The organism is Pseudomonas sp. P135 (genome assembly GCF_020312125.1).
In the GTDB taxonomy this organism is placed as follows: domain Bacteria; phylum Pseudomonadota; class Gammaproteobacteria; order Pseudomonadales; family Pseudomonadaceae; genus Aquipseudomonas; species Aquipseudomonas fragariae.
Window position 1 is genome coordinate 37411 of the sequence record NZ_JAGPYR010000021.1, and the last position, 19906, is coordinate 57316.

Here is a 19906-nt window from a genome sequence, read left to right on the forward strand (position 1 = left end):
ACCTTTATCGAACTCGAACCGCCCGTGAGTGGGCGATGAAGCAGAGGGTTTGACTGGAGGAACAGAAGCTTGTTCCCGGGGCGGGGCCGCGAACCACGGCAACGTCCGGTATTTGCTCGGTGACTGGACCTGGGTCGTCCTGAAACATCTATGTATTACCCCGCTTTTTCCGCGAAACAGCATGGTGTCGGTCATTTGGAATGCACGGAGCATCAGCAATGACCGACACCTACACCTCACTTCCTTCCATGCCAGCTGCCACCAGGGAAAGCCTTCATCTCGTACTGGCAACTGAAGGTCGCGAGCAACTGGCCGCCATTCTGCAACGTCCCCGACCCGAAGGTTTCACGCTACTGGACGAGATCCAGGTACTTGGGGCTGCCAGCTCGTTCGGGCGATGGGCCGACGACATCGAACTCCTGAGTACCCTGAAATCAATGCTGTTCGATGACGACCTGAACGCCCTCAGCGACAGCGCAGAACGCGTTACCCGTTCTGTCGCTTCGCCGGCATCGGGGGAAGGCCCCGAGCACGAACTGGCCAAAGCGGCGTTCGATATTGCGCAGAGTCATCAGCGCGAGTCACATTCGTCGTGTGTCCGAAGCGAGCGCATCGATCGTACCCGGGGCGATTACCGCAGGTTGCTGAATACGCTGCGGGCACGAATACGGGACGTGACGACCGGCACCTGTGCGACCAACAGAGTGTTCATGGCCGTGGCCGATGACTCGCCGTTGTTTGCGAGCGTCGCTTTTGGCGGTTCTATCGTGCAGCAGTTCAAGGTGTTGCTCCGGGCTATCGCCGGCGTGGACCCTGCTGGCGATATCGATGAAGATCTGTTGCCCGGGGTACGCCTTAAAGACCTGCGCTACGTTCTTGATCTGGTCAACACGACTCAGGTGGACTTCAGGCAGCCTTTCACCTGTGTGCTGCATGTCAGGATGAATGAGGGCAGGCCGGTTCACTCGCTGCAACTGCAGGGCATTTCCGAGGGCCGGCAACCTGCGCACGCCACGCTGTCAGACCTGCACCTGCGAGTGATCCGTTTCACGGACTGCCTGGCCCCGCTGGCGCCGCATCTGGAGTCCGCAGATGCCAGGTGCATTCTGGCCATTCGCGACGATCGAACCGTCTCATTGCACGGCCTGCTCGATTACTACGGTGTCGACATTCCCCTGGCTGCCACCCGAGACGATCTGCTGCAGGCGATCACTGCGCTGTTGCCCGGAGAGCGCGAAGCCGACCCCGCAGTGATGGCGCCCGCGTTGCCTTTCACCCTGGCAGAACACCAGCGTTTCATGCTCGATACGTCGCAGGTCTACACCTTTCGGCAGCACAAGGTCCAGGCGCATGGCACTGACGATTACGGTGTCATCGACCTTGAGCTGGAGAAGGAGATGCAGTGGCATCTGGGTCGATGCCGCACCTTGCTGAACAGCTACCGGCATTTCGGTGCATCGCTGCAAGACAACGAAAACGCGCTGCTGACAATGTTCCAGCAAGCCGGTGGCATCACCCTGAAACTGGTCGTTTACGACAGCGACGGCCACCAGGATATCTACCGGGAGCAGCACACCGTCAATCCCTGGCGCGCGAAAGATCTTGCCGAATATTTAGACGTGGCGCGCCAGGAACTGTCGTCTTACATGATCAATACCATTCGCTATGGCGAGGCCGAGGGGGCGATCAATATCGAACGGCTGATCGTGCAAGTGATCGTGCCCAATCCTGTCCAGCGTCGTCATCCGCTGAGCGATATCGACATCGAAGCCTTCGATATCCGCAGCAAAGAACCTCCGTTTCTGTACGTAGACCCGCTTGCACTGGGCGCTTATGACGTCATCAGGTCGCGGTTTGTGGCGCTGACCGAGGAGCTGCGCGAGGTGCAATGGGACGCCGGCCGCGCTGTGACATTGCAGCGCGCGGTCCGTTATCTGCTGGCCCATTACCAGGAGGACCTGCCGGCGTTGCCGCACGCGCAGCGTCAGGCGGCCTATACCCGGCGCTTGAATGATTCCGTCAACGCCTATTACAGCGTGATTGCGCAGAACCTCGAGGACCAACAGCGACTGCAAGTCGTTCTGCAGCCGACCCAGCCGGAGTTCGTGGCGCGTGAACTGTGCCGTTATCTGGGGCTGAACGAATCCTGCTGGCCGGTGATTGCGCGGTCTTCGTTCGATATCAGTTACCAGGCCGGCTGGATCAATACCGGCACGTTCTTCAGGCACGAAGAGTCGCTTGGTTATCGAACCCTGCTGAGTGTGGTGTATGACGAAGACCTGCGCCGCGAGCTGGCGCTTGCCGACAATCGTGATGAACGGCTCGGGCAGCTGGCTCAGGCGCTCGCCGATAAAACCCGTTACACCGCAAGTCTGGACGCGTTGCAGGCGAAGCTGACCGGTTTATTCGAGGCGAACATTGCCTTCGTCAACAACAGCCTTCTGCCTGCTCGACTGACCGCACCACAAGCAGCGTTCAAGCGCGAGGCCGAGAACTACGCCATCCAGGCGACCGAAATCTACCGGGCGCTGGAGGCCGAGCGGCTCGTGCTGGGCTCCGGTACGGCCGCCGAGCGTTTGCAGTCTCTGGAAGGGGCTACGCTGTCGGACAGTGACAGGCCGGTTCATTGCATCGAGTTATTGAGCGCCGACGAGAAGGTCAGGCTTGAAGCCAGTGCTCTGGCGTTCAGGCAGATGTTGAGTGCCCGAGCTAACGATGATGACATTCAGAACATGTCGACCAGCGCGCAGCATGTGCTGCAACTGGTGCATCAGGTCGGCGGACTGATTCCTGTGCTGGGCAACTTCATCAACCTGGGGTTCGATATTTACGACGGCAATGATGAAGGCATCGCTATGGATGCACTCAACATCATTGCCGAGCTGGTGCTGTGCAAGCTGCGCACGCTCCCTCCCAGGGTGCTGGGTGTGCTGATGCTGCAAGGCACCAACAGCTGGACGATGAGCCAGCAGGTCCAGGCCCTCGGCGAGTCGATCAGGGCCAACGACTACGAGGCGTCGGTGAAGAACTTCGGTTTTCTGCTGGTCGGTCTGCGTTCGGCGCTGCACTGCGGCATATCGGCGGTGAAAGGGCTGCGCTCCGCGACACTGCATTATCAACAGATCGTCAGCGAGCACGGCGTGTCTGACAGGTCTGATCTGACCGAAACGGCTCGACACCCTGAGCACAGCGATGCCATCGAGCGCGAAGCCGAGGGCGAACACCTCGCGAGGCGTCGGCCGTCGACAAGCAGCTCGCACTGGCGGGTCTCCGAGGATGGACAGATATCCGAAAGGCCCACGGGCAGAAAGGTCACGCGCCTCGACTGGAACGGCAACGCGATGGTCGAGGGCGGTGCTCGGGCGGTGCTGCTGGGTGGGATAAGCGAGAAGATTTACATGCTCAACGGCTATGCCTGCCGGATGGTCAGCGGGCTGGCGGGAACGGAATTGCGACCGCTGCATACGCTGGACCTGGAAGCAGGGCAATGGCGCAGGCATCCGCAGTCAACGGTCGACGCCCCGCAGCTTTCACGTTTTGCCCACACCGAAGATTTTCCGCTTGGCTTCAGCGGCCGACCGCAGCGTTTTCTGGCTCCCGCCAACACGGTCAGCTGGTATGACAACTGCGTGGTGACACTTGAAACAGCCTCCGTGCGGGTCATCGACGCAGATGGCAGGGCAAGCCAGCAGAGCGTGGCGCTTGGCGTGATCGAGCACAAATACGTCACCGAGCGTAAGGGTCATGTCGAAGTACTCGAACATGCGGGCACCGATGTTGAGACGACCGCCTTCATTCGCGCTGACGGCAGCCGCATGGACGTCGCCAGGGTCTTGCCCGCAATCCCGACCTACAAGCCTGAAATTCAGGCACAGATTGTTGCCGCTCAGGGCATGTTCGTGACTGTCCGGATAAGCGATACGCTGCAAGGTCTGGTCGGCAGAAAAACCGTGGCCGGCGTTCTGGCGACGCTCAGTGATGGCCGCGGGCAGGAACTGGTGATCGAAGCGGATCGCGGCGTTCACTATCGCGGCACGCTGCCCATCGAGCACTTCCTGGCGCTGGCGCCGGGCGAGACGTTGCACGACCAGCGGCCTGTTGCCCTGACCCTGCAGAAAATCAGCCCGCAAGCCGATCCCAAACGGGCGTTGCCTCACCTGTGGCACGACCAGTCGGATTATCGCGACGGCATCGCCCATGATGACTTTGCGCTGGAGCTGTTCTATGGCGCGAAAGCGGCGAACGAAGCCTATGCACGCAACCCTCAGTGGGTCGCCAGGAACATCGACGCCGTGGCCAAAATCAAGTCGCGGCTGCCCTCGTCCATTACCTCGGTGGAAAATCCATACTATGTACTCGATACCCCCGAGGAACTGGCCATTCTTTTTGCTGCGCGCAACCAGGCGGCGTTGGCCAATACCTTGCTGGGCCATACCATTGAATGGGGGGCGGCATCGAGATCTCGGGAGTTGAGCCTGGGGGAAAGTATCCTCAAGCAGCTTCGTCTGAACGGGCCGCTGCTGGCCGCGCAGGAAAACATTCCGCCGCACGCCAGCGAGCGAGCTGCCTTGGTCAGTCAGCTTCAGGAGAAGCTGGCCCGCAACAACCTGATGATGGCTGAAGTCAGCCTGAAGTCAGGGGAAAAAGCCTGGTTCGCCCATTCGCCTGCCAGGCATCTCGGTATGCTGGCGGGGCATCTGCACGATGAGTTTTACCTGAGTCATGCGGGGTCGGTCATCGATCATGTCGAAGCCTGTTTTAGCGACCCGTCGAGAATCGAAAGTATCGCCGTGCTGTCGCTCGATGACGTCTCGGAAACCGATGCGCGACGCATTTTTCTTTCCTCGCAGCGCGGCTACACCTATGAGTCGGTCACCAGCCTGGAGCAGCCGGCCGAGCATGCACATCTGAGCGGTGCGCAACTGCAACTGCACATCGACGATGCCCTTTATCCCGAGCGAACCCGAGGTGTGGGGATTGCCAGCGCGGCTGTCGACCTGACCGGTGCCGAGGCGATCAGCAGCGGGCCAAAGCGCGGCAGTTACTCGATTGAGGGGCGTGACTACATCAAGCTGGATAACGGCAGGATCTACCGGGCCGAATGGGATGAGCGCAACCGGGTGTTTCTGCTGGTGCCGCCGCAGGGCAGGTCGCGCGCCGAGAGCCTGGCACTGCCCTGGGTGCGTCACATCGGCGGGCATGAGTTCACGCTGATCAACCGGCCAATGCTCAAGGGCGGCAATGTCGTCGATCAAATGATCTGCAGCATCCGCACCCGGCGGCCGGCCGGTAGTTTGGCAACCCACGAGTCCCATTCCGCTCATGACACGGCGAGCGGAACGCTTCAGGTTCACCATGAGGACCTGCACATCATGAACGACGACGTTCTGGTGCCCGGCAAGCTTAACGTGCCATCAAGCCTGTTCCACCCCATCGCAGCGGATCGTGACGGCTACGTGAGGCTCGAAGCCAGAGCAGCGGTGCCTGAAAGCTGCATCTCCAGCACCGAGTTTCTGGTGTCGAAATATGCCGGTGGACAAGTCGCGTTCGATTACCAGGGCGAGAGCCTTAACGATCCGACGCCCGTGGTGCCCAATGTCGAAGTCGTCGCCCTGCAGGATGGCCAGCCGGTGAGCCTGAATATCACGACAACAGCGCTCGATGACTGGATAAATGCACGCGGCCACTCTGACTACTTCGTCGGCGAGCAGTCATTTCCCGAGATCGGTGAAGGTATCGGTTTCATCGAGCGAGGGGGGCTGGAGGGTAGCCCGTCATCCGACTACCCGTTTCATTTCATGTTCGTGGCCGGGAAAGTGCTGGACCAGAACGGGCAGGTTACCGGGGTGCTGGCCTCGGATTTGTCCGAGCCTGCACGTGAGCCTGATCAAGACGGAGTCACGCCGCAATTGCCGGCCAGACGGAACTGGAATCTGGGGCTTTTCCCGTCAATCGACAGCATGCGCGGGTCGCCGGAACCTGACAGCAACGCCTACGTGCAGGAGCATTACTACTCGGTATTGGTGAGGGCTGTGCGCGAGTAGGGCGCTTCCCCAGCGTTTTTTGTCCCGCAGGCGGAACAGCCTAGTAGTTCTGGTAGCTGCGCGGAAGCAGGGCGTCAGCCCAGACTGGCTGCCATAGGGTGACTTCAAAGGAGTGACAACATGGCTTCGTCCGGGCAATCCTTGCTCTGCGTCTACCGCTACGATCCATTGGATCGCCTGGCCGATTGTTCGCCTGCGGGGCAGGGCAGCACTCGCTTTTTTTATCAGAAGACTCAATTGGCTACGCAGATTCAGGGGCAGGTCCAGCACACGCTTATGCGCACGGATGAGCATTTGCTGGCGTGCCTGAGTGCAGAAAATAATCAGCGCGAGGGCACGTTGTTGGTAACGGATCAGCAGCAGTCCGTGATTGTGGCTCAGGGGGCGACGTTTGCTTATACGCCTTACGGCCATCGTCACCCGTCAGCAGGGCCGATGAGCCTGCCTGGCTACGTTGGCCAGCGGGTTGACCCGGTGACGGGGCACTATTTGCTGGGCAATGGGTATCGGGCGTTTAACCCGGTGTTGATGAGGTTCAATAGCCCCGACAGTTTGAGCCCGTTTGGTGAGGGTGGGGTGAATGCGTATGGGTACTGTGAGGGGGATCCGGTTAATCGGGTTGATCCGAGCGGGCATTGGCCAACGTTTTTACTGAAAATTTTGAAAAGAGGACGCAGTGTGAAAAAGCGTTTACTTGGTCGAAAAAATAGCCAAGAGTCTCTATCTTCCCCGTTGGTTAATTCTGCGGAGAGTTCCGGGTCCACACAGGTTGCTGCTTCAACTAAGTCGGTGAGCGTACATGTGTCTGCATCTGGTGTTATTGATGGGTCACACCTTGTTGTCCCACCACCCCGCCCTCCCAAGACATGGCAGCTGAACGGCATTCCGCCGGCCCTTCCTCCCAAGAGAGGGCAACTGAACAATGTAACGCCGCCCGTTCCTCGTCGATATAAGTACGTGGATGCGCAGGGTAATGCAATAGACATTCACGGAGCTAATGAGCTGCTTATTAAGCAGGTCCGAGATAATCAAGCAGTTGTTCGAAGAGATGGTTTGCTGCCGTTTGCTATGGATAATGAACAAAAATATTATGAAAAGGTGGTTGAAAAACATCGGCGTGGCAATAAGTCGTCTTAGAAGCCGGCAGGCGTGCCAACCCGACTCCGATAATGGCCAACCACCCAGTTGGTTAGAGGGTAGGTGGGGTGCCTTTTAATCATGAAGGTGATAATAAGGTTGCAGTGTTTAAGTCATACTCAACAACCCACACGGATCAATTACCAATTTCTTCGTCACGTCCGCATCAAACTCCATGATGGCGGGCGCTTCGGTCTGAGCGCCGGCGTGACTGTGTTCAGCGCCTTTCGGCCTGGCACCTAGTAGTTCTGCTAGCTGGGCGCAAGCAGATAGTCAGCCCAGACTGGCTGCCATAGGGTGACTTCAAAGGAGTGACAACATGGCGTCGTCCGGGCAATCCGTGCTCTGTGTCTATCGCTACGATCCATTGGATCGCCTGGCCGATTGTTCGCCTGCGGGGCAGGGTAGCACTCGCCTTTTTTATCAGAAGACACTCTTGGCTACGCAGATTCAGGGGCAGGTTCAGCACACGCTTATGCGCACGGATGAGCATTTGCTGGCGTGCCTGAGCGCAGAAAATAATCAGCGCGACGGCGCGTTGTTGGCGACGGATCAACAGCAGTCAGTGACCGTCGCTCAGGGGTTGGAGTTTGCCTACACGCCTTACGGGCATCGTCATCCTTCAGGCACCGCAAACCTGCCGGGCTTTACCGGCCAGCGGGTTGATCCGGTGACGGGGCACTATTTGCTGGGTAACGGGTATCGGGCGTTTAACCCCGTGCTGATGAGGTTTAACAGCCCGGACAGTCTGAGCCCGTTTGGTGAGGGTGGGGTGAATGCGTATGGGTATTGTGGGGGGGATCCGGTTAATCGGGTTGATCCGACGGGGCACGTTAATGCTCGAATACTGGCACTGATATTCCGTAATAGACAAGCTTTGGTCGCTGCGAAAAAAGTCACTGAGCACCGCCATAGCGTTCTTGTGCCTGGCAGTCCAACCTCCTCGCGTTTAACGCGTACAGGAGGCGTTTCAGGGGCTAAAGGGCCCGTAGCTGTTCCAGATTTCATCAATAAACTGGCCCAACCTGAAAATGTGCCGGCTCATTTAAAAACTCGACGGCGTTTACCTGCGGTACCAAGCGACGCGCGGCTGCATACAAGATGGGCCGCCCCTAAGTCCTCAATAGCACCTCGTAATATCTACCACCTCCCAAGCGGAGTGGTGCGCCGTCCAAAGCGTATCGAGCTTCCCGCAACGCCATTCCAGCGTGTGCTCACTGGAGATCTGCCAATGGATACAATTTATCAGTATCCAAGACTTTCACGCTCTCAAGCACGTGCCTTGAAGGTAATCAGAAGAGGGGAAATGTTGCAGAGAGATCATTCTTAAAGTATTTCAGTAAGTGTTAACTTCAGGCAGTCAGATCCCACGTCTTCCGTGAATATTGCCGTGCGGTTTTAGAAAGGAAATTCGACTGACCTCTCAGGAAACAGCGCACCTGCATAAGTGCGCTGCTTTACGCTGCTTTAAAAGATCGAAGATGGATCTACGCCCCGCTAAACAACCCATGCGGATCAATCACAAACTTCTTCGGCACGCCCGAATCAAACTCGCCATAACCCCGCGGGGCATCATCCAGACTGATCACCTCGACACCCACTATGTCGGCGATCTTGATGCGGTCCCACATGATCGCCTGCATCAGCTGGCGGTTGTATTTCATGACCGGGGTCTGGCCGGTGTGGAAGCTGTGGGATTTGGCCCAGCCCAGACCGAAGCGAATGCTCAGGCTGCCCATTTTTGCGGCGGCGTCCACGGCTCCCGGGTCTTCGGTGACGTACAGGCCGGGGATGCCGATCTTGCCTGCGACGCGCACTACGCCCATCAACGAGTTGAGAACGGTGGCGGGTGCTTCGGCCTGAGCGCCAGCATGACCATGACCGCGTGCTTCGAAGCCTACGGCGTCGATGGCGCAATCCACTTCAGGCTCGCCGAGCAGGGCAGCGATCTGTTCGTGCAAGGGAGTGTCCTGGGACAGGTCGGCAATTTCGAAGCCCTGGGCCTTGGCGTGAACCAGGCGTGTCGGGTTGACGTCGCCGACGATCACCACCGCAGCGCCCAGCAAGCGTGCTGACGCCGCCGCAGCCAGGCCGACCGGGCCAGCGCCTGCAACGTAGACTGTGCTGCCCGGCCCCACCCCGGCAGTCACTGCGCCGTGGTAGCCGGTGGGCAGGATGTCGGACAGGCAGGTCAGGTCGCGAATTTTTTCCATCGCCGCATCGCGGTCCGGAAGTTTGAGCAGGTTGAAGTCGGCGTAAGGCACCAGCACGTATTCAGCCTGGCCGCCGACCCAATCGCCCATGTCGACATAACCATAGGCACCACCGGGACGCGCAGGGTTGACCGTCAGGCAGACGCCAGTGTTCTGTTCCTTGCAACTGCGGCAGCGACCGCACGCCACGTTGAATGGCACAGAAACCAGATCACCGACTTTCAGATGTTCCACGTCACGACCGGCTTCCAATACTTCGCCAGTGATTTCATGACCGAGCACCAGCCCGGTCTGCGCCGTGGTGCGGCCGCGTACCATGTGCTGGTCCGAGCCACAGATATTGGTGGAGACTACGCGCAGAATCACGCCGTGTTCGATGCGCTTGCCGCGTGGATCTTCCATTTTCGGGAAAGGAATTGATTGCACTTCGACCTTGCCAGCGCCGAGATACACTACACCGCGATTACCAGACATACATGTCACCTCGCTTTTATTGTGATGAAGCAGATTTAGAGCAGAGAAGAACAGTTGCAAGCTTCAAGCGGCGAGAAATACGGATCGCTTGCAGCTTGCAGCTTGCGCCTACAAAACCACTGTCCTGTTGGCGTTGAGGAACACCCGCCGTTCGATGTGATAACCCACCGCGCGGGCCAGTGTCAGCCCTTCGATGTCTCGACCCTTGGCGATCAGGTCTTCGGGATAGTGACTGTGATCGACCACTTCCACGCCCTGGGCAATGATCGGGCCTTCGTCCAGATCGTTGTTGATGTAATGCGCCGTGGCACCGACCAGCTTCACCCCCTTGTTGTACGCCTGATGGTAGGGCTTGGCGCCCTTGAAACCGGGCAGCAACGAGTGGTGGATATTGATCGCCTTGCCGTCCAGCTTGCGACACAGGTCCGGCGACAGGACCTGCATGTAACGGGCAAGAATAACCAGTTCTGCACCAGACTCTTCGATGACCTGCCAGACTTTGGCTTCCTGCGCAGGCTTGTCGTTCGGGTCCAGTGGGAAATGGTAGTACGTAATGCCGTGCCAGCCAGCCAGTGGCTCAAGATCAGGGTGATTGGACACCACCGCGACCACGTCCATGGACAGTTGATTGATACGCTGGCGATAGAGCAGGTCATTGAGACAATGATCGGCTTTCGAGACCATGATCACTACTTTTGGCCGGTAGTTGGGCGCGGTGAGTTCGAAGATCATGCCAAACGTTTCGCCGCGCTCACTCAGCCCGGCCCTGAACGCCTGTTCGTCGAAAGCCTCGGGCTGACGAAACTCCACACGGATGAAGAAGCGTCCCGAGAGGCGGTCATCGAAGGAGTGGTGTTCTGTGACGTAGCAACCCTGCTCGAACAGAAAGCGCGTCACTGCGTCTACCGTGCCCAGCATGCTGGGGCAGTCGGCGGTCAAAATCCATGTGTCGGGCGCGCGGCTCATTAAATGAATGCTCCAGAGTATTCGTTATCCGCAAATCTGACTGACAGTGTCAGCCAGCCTGCTCAAGCTGGACGCAGAGCGTCCGGAACTGCATTCCCACGCGGAGCGTGGGGACGATAATCATCGTGTCGGCTATCGTGCAAATGCTCCCGCAGGAGTCTCCATTAAGACTGACGCTGCGGTTTCAGCGCCGGTTCCGGGCGCTTCACGCCTGAATGCTCAGCCCGTACTCGGCACTCGCATCCTGCAACCACAGCCACCAGTAATCCGAGAAGCTGCGGCGGACCAGCAGCTCCCAGGTTTCTTCTCCGGTCCGGCGGATTACCAGTTGCGACTTGGCGAACACGGTGCCGACTGCCTTGCCCACCGGGAAGTTGTCCGGGTGCACATCGTAGCTGGTCGACTTCATCAGTACCTGGCGCACCTTCGGCCCGCTCAGTTCAAGAATCGACTGCCCGCCGCTGACATTGACGATCGCGATGTGCTGCCCGCTCAGTTCGTCGCGTAGCTTCTGTTCTGCCGCAAACTCTTCGCCGCTCGGCACGATCAGCAGCCACTCGTCCGGGCCAAGCCATTGCAGTGAGCTTTCTCCGTTGATGACAAGCATCAGCGCGGCGGGCAGCTCCATGCCCAGCGCCTTGTGGACGCCAGCGGCGAAGGCCGGATCGTGGGCATTGCCACGAATCGTCAGATGCCCCAGCAGCTTTTTCTCGCGCAGGAAAACCCCCGGGCTGGCGCGCCCTTTGCCGATCAGGCTGTCGAGGTTTGCATGGAACAGCGGCGACTCGGCTTTGACGTCGATGGTCGGGCGCTGCTGGTAAACGTTGGCTGTGCTCATGATTCACCTGCTTGAATTCTGTGTGCTGCGGATGATCGGCTCATCGCGTGCTACTCGATGTTCTGCCGCTCGCCCTTCGGATCGAAGAACACCGAAGAAACGATCTCGGCTTCGATCACGCTGCCATCGGCCAGAGGCGCGAAGACCCGTTCGCCCATACGCGCCAGGCCGCCTTTGACCACGCCCATCGCGAACGAATAGCCCAGCGAGTTGTGCGCGTAACTGGAGGTCACGTGGCCGACCATGCTCATCGGAATCGTCTGTTTGGTGTCGAAGACCAGTTGCGCGCCTTCCGGCAGCCATTTGGCAGGGTCCACCGGCTTGAGGCCGACCAGTTGCTTGCGCTGTTCACGCACGCAGTCTTCGCGATTCATGCCGCGCCAGCCGATCCAGGAGAACGGCTTGGTACGGCCGACACACCAGCCCATGTTCAGGTCGTCGGGCGTCATCGAGCCGTCAGTGTCCTGACCGACGATGATGAAACCCTTCTCTGCGCGCAGCACGTGCATGGTCTCGGTGCCGTAAGGCGTCAGGTTGTACTGTTTGCCTGCCTCGGCGATCTTTTCCAGAACGCCCATGGCGTAGTCGGCCTGAATGTTGACCTCGTAGGACAGTTCGCCGGTAAACGAGATGCGGAATACCCGGGCCGGCACTCCGGCGACCAGACCTTCCTTCCAGGTCATGAACGGGAAGGCTTCACGGCCCAGATCGATATCGGTGACTTCGCTGAGCAGCTTGCGGCTGTTGGGACCGGACAGCGTCAGGGTCGCCCAGTGATCGGTCACTGAGGTGAAATACACTTTCAGGTCCGGCCATTCGGTCTGTTGATAGATTTCCAGCCATTGCAGGACGCGCGCTGCGCCGCCCGTGGTGGTGGTCATCAGGAAGTGGTTGTCAGCGAGACAGGCGGTTACCCCGTCATCGAAGACCATGCCGTCTTCCTTGCACATCAGGCCGTAGCGCGCCTTGCCCACGTCCAGCTTGGTCCAGGCGTTGGTGTAGATACGGTTAAGGAACTCGCGTGCATCCGGGCCCTGAATATCGATCTTGCCCAGTGTCGATGCGTCCAGCAGGCCGACGCTGTCGCGCACCGCCTTGCATTCGCGAGCAACTGCGGCGGGGAGGTCTTCGCCGTTTTTCGGGAAGTACCACGGCCGTTTCCACTGGCCGACGTCCTCGAATTCGGCACCGTTTTTGACATGCCAGGCATGCAGCGCGGTGAACCGCACGGGTTCGAAGATGTGTTTGCAATGACGTCCGGCTATCGCGCCGAAGGTCACCGGCGTGTAGTTGGGACGGAACATGGTGGTGCCCATTTCCGGGATCGACACATTCAGTGAACGGGCGGCGATGGCCAGGCCGTTGACGTTGCCCAGCTTGCCCTGATCGGTGCCGAAGCCCAGCGCGGTGTAGCGCTTGACGTGCTCGACCGACTCGAAACCCTCGCGCGTTGCCAGTTCAATGGCGGCGGCGGTGACGTCGTTCTGAAAATCAACGAACTGCTTGGGTGCCCGAGCGGTGCCTTTTTCATGGGGCACCTGAAACAACGCCAGCGTCGGCTCTTCAGCACGGCTGAGGGCTTTGGGCATCACGCCTTCGACCACCTTGAAGCCCGCTTCACTGGCAGCGCGCACGCCGCCTTCGAAGCCATCGGCAAGACTGTCAGCCAGGCTGTAGACGCCGTTGACGCCGCCTACGCAGATACGTTTCTGTGGTGCCTCGCCTGGTACGAAGCCGAGGATGTCCTCGCGCCAGACCGGCTTGCCGCCCAAGTGCGAGGCCAGGTGCACGATCGGGCTGTAACCGCCGGAGCTGGCAACCACATCGCATTCAAGCCATTCGCCGGGGCTGGTCACGCTGTGCGTCTTTACGTCGATGGCGGCAACGCGGGCAGCCGTCACGCGCTTGCTGCCGCGGGCCTCGATGACCGCGCTGCCGGTCAGGATGCGAATGCCTTTGGCCCGCGCTTCTTCAACCAGCGGACCGCGTGGGTTATGCCGTGCATCGGCAATCGCTACCACGTGCAGGCTGGCGTCGAGCCAGTCCAGAGCGACGCGATAGGCATGATCGTTGTTGGTGGAAAGCACCAGTTTCTTGCCCGGTGCCACGCCATAACGGCGGACGTAAGTCGATACGGCACCGGCCAGCATGTTGCCGGGCACATCGTTGTTGCCATAGACCAGCGGACGCTCGTGAGTACCGGCGGCCAGCACCACACGTTTGGCACGTACCCGGTGCATGCGCTGGCGGACCATGCCGATTGGCGCGCGATCACCCAGGTGGTCGGTGAGGCGCTCGTGGATGGTGAGGAAATTGTGATCGTGGTAACCATTGACCGTGGCACGCGGCAGCAGGGTGACGTTGTGCAGGCTTTTCAGCTCGGCGACGACCGTCGACACCCACTCGGCGGCCGGTTTGCCGTCCAGGCTTTCGCGGCTGTCGAGCAGGCTGCCGCCGAACTCTTCCTGTTCATCGGCAATGATCACGCGGGCACCGGAGCGACCTGCTGCCAGGGCGGCGGCCAGACCTGCCGGGCCCGCACCGACGATCAACACGTCGCAGTGCTGGTTCATCGCATCGTAGCTGTCCGGGTCGTTCTCGGTCGGCGAGCGCCCCAGGCCGGCAGCCTTGCGGATGTACTTCTCGTAAGTCATCCAGAACGATTGCGGGTACATGAAGGTTTTGTAGTAGAAACCCGGCGGCATCAGCTTGCCGCCGACCTTGCCCAGAATGCCCATGACATCGGTGTTCACACTCGGCCAGCCGTTGGTGCTGGTTGCGACCAGTCCCGAGTACAGCGCCTGTTGCGTAGCGCGCACGTTGGGGATCTGCGTCGCTTCGGTCGCGCCGATCTGCAGCACCGCATTGGGCTCTTCCGAACCCGCTGCGAAGATGCCGCGCGGGCGGGAGTATTTGAAGCTGCGGCCGATGATATCGACACCGTTGGCGAGCAGGGCAGAGGCCAGCGAGTCACCTTCAAAGCCCTGGTAGGTCTGGCCGTTGAAGGTAAAGTTGAGCACCTTGCTGCGATTGATACGGCCGCCGTTGGGCAGGCGATGGGTCTGGCTCATACCTTGTCTCCCTGATCCGTGAACTGCGGTCTGGTACCGATCGGATAGGTCTCGAGAATCTCGTAGGTCACGGTGTTGCGCGTCATGTTGAAATACTGGCGGCAACCGGCGGCGTGTATCCACAGTTCGTGATGCAGGCCGCGCGGGTTATCGCGAAAGAACATGTAGTCGCCCCATTGCTCATCGGTACAGGCACCGGGGTCCAGCGGGCGCGGGATGTGCGCCTGACCGGACGGGTGGAATTCCTCTTCGGAGCGCAGTTCGCCACAGTGAGGACAGAAGATATGCAGCATGGTCGGGTTCTCCTGTTAGTGGGCTACGGCTGCAGCGCCATGTTCGTCGATGAGTGCGCCGTTGTGGAAACGGTCAATGGAGAACGGTTTGGCCAGCGGATGCATCTCGCCTTTGGCCAGGCTGGCGGCAAACACGTTACCCGAGCCCGGCGTGGCCTTGAAGCCGCCTGTGCCCCAGCCGCAGTTGAAGAACATGTTCGGCACCGGGGTCTTGGAAATGATCGGGCAGGCGTCCGGCGTGGTGTCGACGATGCCGCCCCACTGACGGTTCATGCGCACGCGGGACAGCACCGGGAACATCTCGACGATGGCCTGGATGGTGTGTTCGATCACCGGGTACGAGCCGCGCTGGCCGTAGCCGACCCAACTGTCGATACCGGCGCCGATCACCAGGTCGCCCTTGTCGGACTGGCTGATGTAGCCGTGTACCGCGTTGGACATGATGACGCTGTCGATAATCGGTTTGATCGGCTCGGAAACCAGTGCCTGCAACGGATGTGATTCGATGGGCAGACGGAAGCCTGCCAGCCTGGCCATGTGCCCGGAGTTGCCGGCGGTGACCACACCGACACGTTTGGCACCGATGAAACCCTTGTTGGTTTCCACACCGATGCAAACGCCGTTTTCCTTGCGAAAGCCGATGACTTCGGTCTGCTGAATCAGGTCAACGCCAAGCGCATCGGCCGCACGGGCGAAGCCCCAGGCCACCGCGTCGTGACGGGCGACGCCACCACGGCGCTGAACGGTTGCGCCGATGATCGGGTAACGGGTGTTTTTCGAGCAGTCCAGGTACGGGATTTCCTCGGCGACCTGCTGGCCGTTGAGCAATTCGCCGTCCACGCCGTTAAGCCGGTTGGCGCTGACGCGGCGCTCGGAGTCGCGCATGTCCTGCAGGGTGTGGCACAGGTTGTAGACGCCGCGCTGGGAGAACATGACGTTGTAGTTCAGTTCCTGGGACAGGCCTTCCCACAGTTTCATCGCGTGTTCATACAGGTGGGCCGACTCGTCCCACAGGTAGTTGGAGCGCACGATGGTGGTGTTGCGCGCAGTGTTGCCGCCGCCCAGCCAGCCTTTCTCGACCACGGCGACGTTGGTGATGCCGTGCTCCTTGGCCAGATAATAGGCCGTCGCCAGACCGTGCCCGCCGCCGCCGACAATGACCACGTCGTAGATCTTTTTCGGGGTCGGCGTGCGCCACATGCGCTGCCAGTTTTCATGGTGGCTGAGGGAATGCTTGAGAAGGCCGAAGCCTGAGTAATGCTGCATGTGAGGCTACTCCTGACTCAGCGATAAACCGGAAAATCGGCGCACAGGGCGGCGACCTGGCTGGCGACGTCGGCCTCGACATCGGCATCACCGAGGTTGTCGAGGATGTCGCAGATCCAGCCGGCCAGCTCGACGCACTGGGTCACCTTGAAGCCGCGGGTGGTAACGGCCGGTGTGCCGATGCGCAGGCCGGACGTCACGAACGGCGACTGCGGGTCGTTGGGCACCGAGTTCTTGTTGACGGTGATGTGCGCACGGCCCAGCGCGGCGTCGGCGTCCTTGCCGGTCAGGCCCTGACGGATCAGGCTGACCAGAAACAGATGGTTGTCGGTGCCGCCGGAGACCACGTCGAAGCCCCGTTCGATGAACACCTGCGCCATCGCTTGCGCGTTGTCGATGACCTGCTGTTGATAGGCCTTGAAGGCGGGCTCCATGGCTTCCTTGAAACACACGGCCTTGGCGGCGATGACGTGCATCAGCGGGCCGCCCTGACCACCGGGGAAGACGGCGGAATTGAATTTCTTTTCCAGCTCTTCGTTGGCCCTGGCCAGAATCAGGCCGCCGCGTGGGCCGCGCAGGGTCTTGTGGGTCGTGGTGGTGACTACGTCTGCGTAGGGCAGCGGATTCGGGTAAAGACCGGCGGCAACCAGACCGGCGACGTGCGCCATGTCGACGAACAGGTAGGCGCCCACCTTGTCGGCGATTGCGCGGAAGCGCGGGAAGTCGAGGGTCTTGGAGTAGGCTGAAAACCCGGCGATGATCATTTTCGGCTGGCACTCGACGGCGATGCGCTCGACTTCGTCGTAATCGATCAGCCCGGTCGCGGTGTCGATGCCGTACTGCACGGCGTTATAGAGTTTGCCCGAGAAGCTGACCTTGGCACCGTGAGTCAGATGACCGCCGTGCGCCAGGCTCATGCCCAGCACGGTATCGCCGGCCTGAAGCAGCGCCAGATAGACCGCTGCGTTGGCCTGACTTCCGGAATGCGGCTGAACGTTGGCATAGTCGGCACCAAACAGCTGTCTGGCGCGTTCGATGGCCAGTTGCTCGACCTTGTCGACGTGCTCGCAACCGCCGTAGTAACGCTTGCCGGGATAGCCCTCTGCGTACTTGTTGGTCAGGCCGCTGCCCTGCGCCTGCATCACGCGTTTGCTGGTGTAGTTCTCCGAGGCGATCAGCTCGATATGGTCTTCCTGACGCTGCTCCTCGGCGTTCATCGCCGACAACAGTGCATCGTCATAACCCTGGATCTGGTCTTGCTTGCTGAACATCGCGGATCTCCCAGCGGCGGCGCGGCGCCTGACTTGTCGTTCGGGCTGAACAGAGCCCTCTGAGAGCGATGGTAGGGCCGCACCGAAGACGCCAAATGCCTATGGACGCCACACAAAGGTGCGTTTACGACATGGCGGCTGAGGGAGCAGAAATAGCGGCAGGGGAGTTACCCGGGTAAAGGCTGTGGACGAAAAAAAGCCCGCTCCCGGCTGGATGAGTCCAGCGCGGTGGAGCGGGCTTGTCGGTTGCAGGCCTTGTCAGCCGTGGTTTTTGCCCAGCAACGCGTGATACAGCTCGGTATCACCCAGAATGCCGACCACTTTATTGCCGTCCTGCAGGACCAGTTTGTTGCCGGTCTGGTAGCGGATCTGCAGCGCGTCGCGCATGCCGATGTTGGAATGCACAAGCGTAGGGCGTCGATCCAGAGTGGCGACGTCCTGACCGGGGACCCAGTTCTGCAGATCGAGGGCCGTAGCACCTTGCCGCGCGCCTTTGATCACGTTGCCGTCGGCCAGATCGAGCCATGAGTCGCCGCTCGGGTCCAGGCACACCGAACCGTTGACGTGGGTGCACTCGTCGACGGTGCGCATCAGACTGCGCCCGCACAGCACGTTGAGTGGGTTGGTGTGTGCAACGAAGGTACGCACGTATTCATCTGCCGGATTGAGCACGATCTGCTCCGGCACGCTGTATTGCACGATGCGGCCATCCTTCATGATGGCGATTCGGCTACCGAGCTTCAGTGCTTCGTCCAGATCGTGGCTGACGAACACAATGGTCTTGCTCAGTTTGGTTTGCAGGGCAAGCAGTTCGTCCTGCAGACCCTGGCGGATCAGCGGGTCGAGCGCCGAGAAGGGTTCGTCCATGAGCAGGATGTCGGCGTCCATCGCCAATGCTCGCGCCAGGCCCACTCGCTGCTGCATGCCGCCAGACAGTTCGTCGGGCTTCTTGTTGCGCCACTGGGTCAGGCCCACCAGCTCGAGCTTTTCATCCACCAGCTTGCGTCGTTCCTTTTCGGGGCGACCCTGCATTTCCAGGCCGAAGCTGATGTTTTCGCGCACCGTCAGCCAGGGCATCAGGGCGAACTTCTGGAAGACCATGGCAATGCGCTTGGTGCGCATCATTTTCAGTTCGGCTGCGCTGCAGTTGGCGATGTTGATCTGCGAGCCTTCATGCTCGACGAACAGGGAGCCACGGCTGACGGTGTTGAGGCCGTTGATACAGCGCAACAGGCTGGATTTGCCGGAGCCCGACAGGCCCATCAGGACGCAGATTTCGCCCTTCTCGATGTCCAGACTGGCGTTCTCGACGCCGACGATCTGTCCGGTTTTTTTGAGGATCTGGTCACGCGTGAGGCCTTCATCGAGCAGCTTGAGGGCTTCACGCGGGTCCTTGGAGAAGATGACGTCTACCTTGTCGAATTTGATGATACTCATGCGTCGGACCCTACCTTGGCTTCGGGTTGTTTGCAGATACGGTCGAGCATGATGGCCAGCAATACGATTGCCAGACCAGCTTCGAAACCGAGCGCGATGTCGGCTGTGTTCAGCGCGTTGACTACCGGTTTGCCGAGGCCGTCGGCGCCGACGAGGGCAGCGATAACAACCATCGACAACGACAGCATGATGCACTGGGTAATGCCGGCTGCAATGCTGGGCATCGCGTAGGGCAGTTCAATGCGTGTCAGCAGCTGGCGGCGTGACGAGCCGAAGGCCTTGCCGGCATCCAGCAACTCCTGAGGCACATCACGGATGCCCAGGTAGGTCAGGCGAATCGGCGCGGCAATGGCGAAAACCACCGTCGAGATCAGGCCGGGTACCACGCCCAGACCGAACAGCGTGAGCGTCGGAATCAGATAGACGAAGGTGGGCACGGTCTGCATCAGGTCGAGTAACGGCCGGATGATGGTGTAGAACAGCGGCTTGTGCGCGGCAATGATGCCCAGCGGCACGCCGATGACGACACAGACCAGCGTGGCGAAGAGCACCTGCGCCAGGGTTTCCATGGTCTCCTGCCAATAATGCAGGTTGAGGATCAGCAGAAACGAAAGGATGACGAAAACCGTCAGGCCCCACTTGCGCTGGATGAAGTGCGCGAGGGCGGCGATAAGGCCGATCAGTACGAATGGATTGAACCAGGTCAGCGCGAAAGTGAACCCGTGGATCATCATTTCCAGTGTCGAGGCTATCGCGTCGAAGTAATCGGCGCCGTTGGCCGTCAACCAATCGACAAATGCGGCGATGTACTCGCCCAGAGGGATTTTATGGTCAGTCAGCATGATTTCGGGTGTCCGCTTGCGGAAGGTGAAGAGGGCAGCAGGCGGGTCAGTCCC

12 protein-coding genes are annotated in these 19906 nt (G+C 60.0%); 3 read left to right on the forward strand and 9 right to left on the reverse strand.

The genetic code is table 11. From position 1 onward, the window contains the following. Positions 1–218 precede the first annotated feature (218 nt). The 3 genes from KBY08_RS23170 (at position 219) to KBY08_RS23180 (ending at position 8511) form a co-directional block, all read left to right on the forward strand. Entirely contained in the window at positions 219–6044 is a 5826-nt protein-coding gene (locus KBY08_RS23170; RefSeq protein ID WP_225651272.1) for a hypothetical protein, read from the forward strand. A 120-nt stretch (positions 6045–6164) separates the two neighbouring features. Beyond that, positions 6165–7181: an RHS repeat-associated core domain-containing protein gene (locus KBY08_RS23175; RefSeq protein ID WP_024659767.1), complete on the forward strand. Its 1017-nt coding sequence runs from the start codon at positions 6165–6167 to the stop codon at positions 7179–7181. Positions 7182–7500: 319 nt separating this feature from the next. After that, entirely contained in the window at positions 7501–8511 is a 1011-nt protein-coding gene (locus tag KBY08_RS23180; protein WP_225650804.1) for an RHS repeat-associated core domain-containing protein, read from the forward strand. Positions 8512–8668: 157 nt separating this feature from the next. On the opposite strand, the gene fdhA is transcribed toward KBY08_RS23180, so the two are convergent. The 9 genes from fdhA to choW form a co-directional block, all read right to left on the reverse strand. After that, a complete protein-coding gene (gene fdhA / locus KBY08_RS23185; RefSeq protein ID WP_024640215.1) occupies positions 8669–9868 on the reverse strand; it encodes a formaldehyde dehydrogenase, glutathione-independent in 1200 nt (399 codons plus the stop codon). Positions 9869–9976: 108 nt separating this feature from the next. Then, positions 9977–10834, reverse strand: a complete 858-nt coding sequence (purU, locus tag KBY08_RS23190; protein WP_003402204.1) for a formyltetrahydrofolate deformylase — start codon at positions 10832–10834, stop codon at positions 9977–9979. 205 nt (positions 10835–11039) lie between these two features. Beyond that, a complete protein-coding gene (locus tag KBY08_RS23195; protein WP_024660891.1) occupies positions 11040–11672 on the reverse strand; it encodes a sarcosine oxidase subunit gamma in 633 nt (210 codons plus the stop codon). Between the two features lie 50 nt (positions 11673–11722). Further along, a complete protein-coding gene (locus tag KBY08_RS23200) occupies positions 11723–14743 on the reverse strand; it encodes a sarcosine oxidase subunit alpha (RefSeq protein ID WP_024652484.1) in 3021 nt (1006 codons plus the stop codon). Further along, positions 14740–15036, reverse strand: coding sequence for a sarcosine oxidase subunit delta (locus KBY08_RS23205; protein ID WP_003316160.1), 297 nt, complete (start codon positions 15034–15036; stop codon positions 14740–14742). The genes KBY08_RS23200 and KBY08_RS23205 overlap by 4 nt, the downstream gene beginning before the upstream one ends. A gap of 15 nt (positions 15037–15051) precedes the next feature. Then, entirely contained in the window at positions 15052–16302 is a 1251-nt protein-coding gene (locus KBY08_RS23210) for a sarcosine oxidase subunit beta family protein (RefSeq protein WP_024640218.1), read from the reverse strand. A gap of 17 nt (positions 16303–16319) precedes the next feature. Then, a complete protein-coding gene (gene glyA, locus KBY08_RS23215; RefSeq protein WP_024640219.1) occupies positions 16320–17573 on the reverse strand; it encodes a serine hydroxymethyltransferase in 1254 nt (417 codons plus the stop codon). Between the two features lie 258 nt (positions 17574–17831). Beyond that, entirely contained in the window at positions 17832–19010 is a 1179-nt protein-coding gene (choV, locus tag KBY08_RS23220; protein ID WP_003402193.1) for a choline ABC transporter ATP-binding protein, read from the reverse strand. Next, the gene (gene choW, locus KBY08_RS23225; RefSeq protein WP_170846044.1) at positions 19007–19855 is read right to left on the reverse strand and encodes a choline ABC transporter permease subunit; all 849 of its coding nucleotides are present in this window, start codon (positions 19853–19855) and stop codon (positions 19007–19009) included. The genes choV and choW overlap by 4 nt, the downstream gene beginning before the upstream one ends. Positions 19856–19906 lie beyond the last annotated feature (51 nt).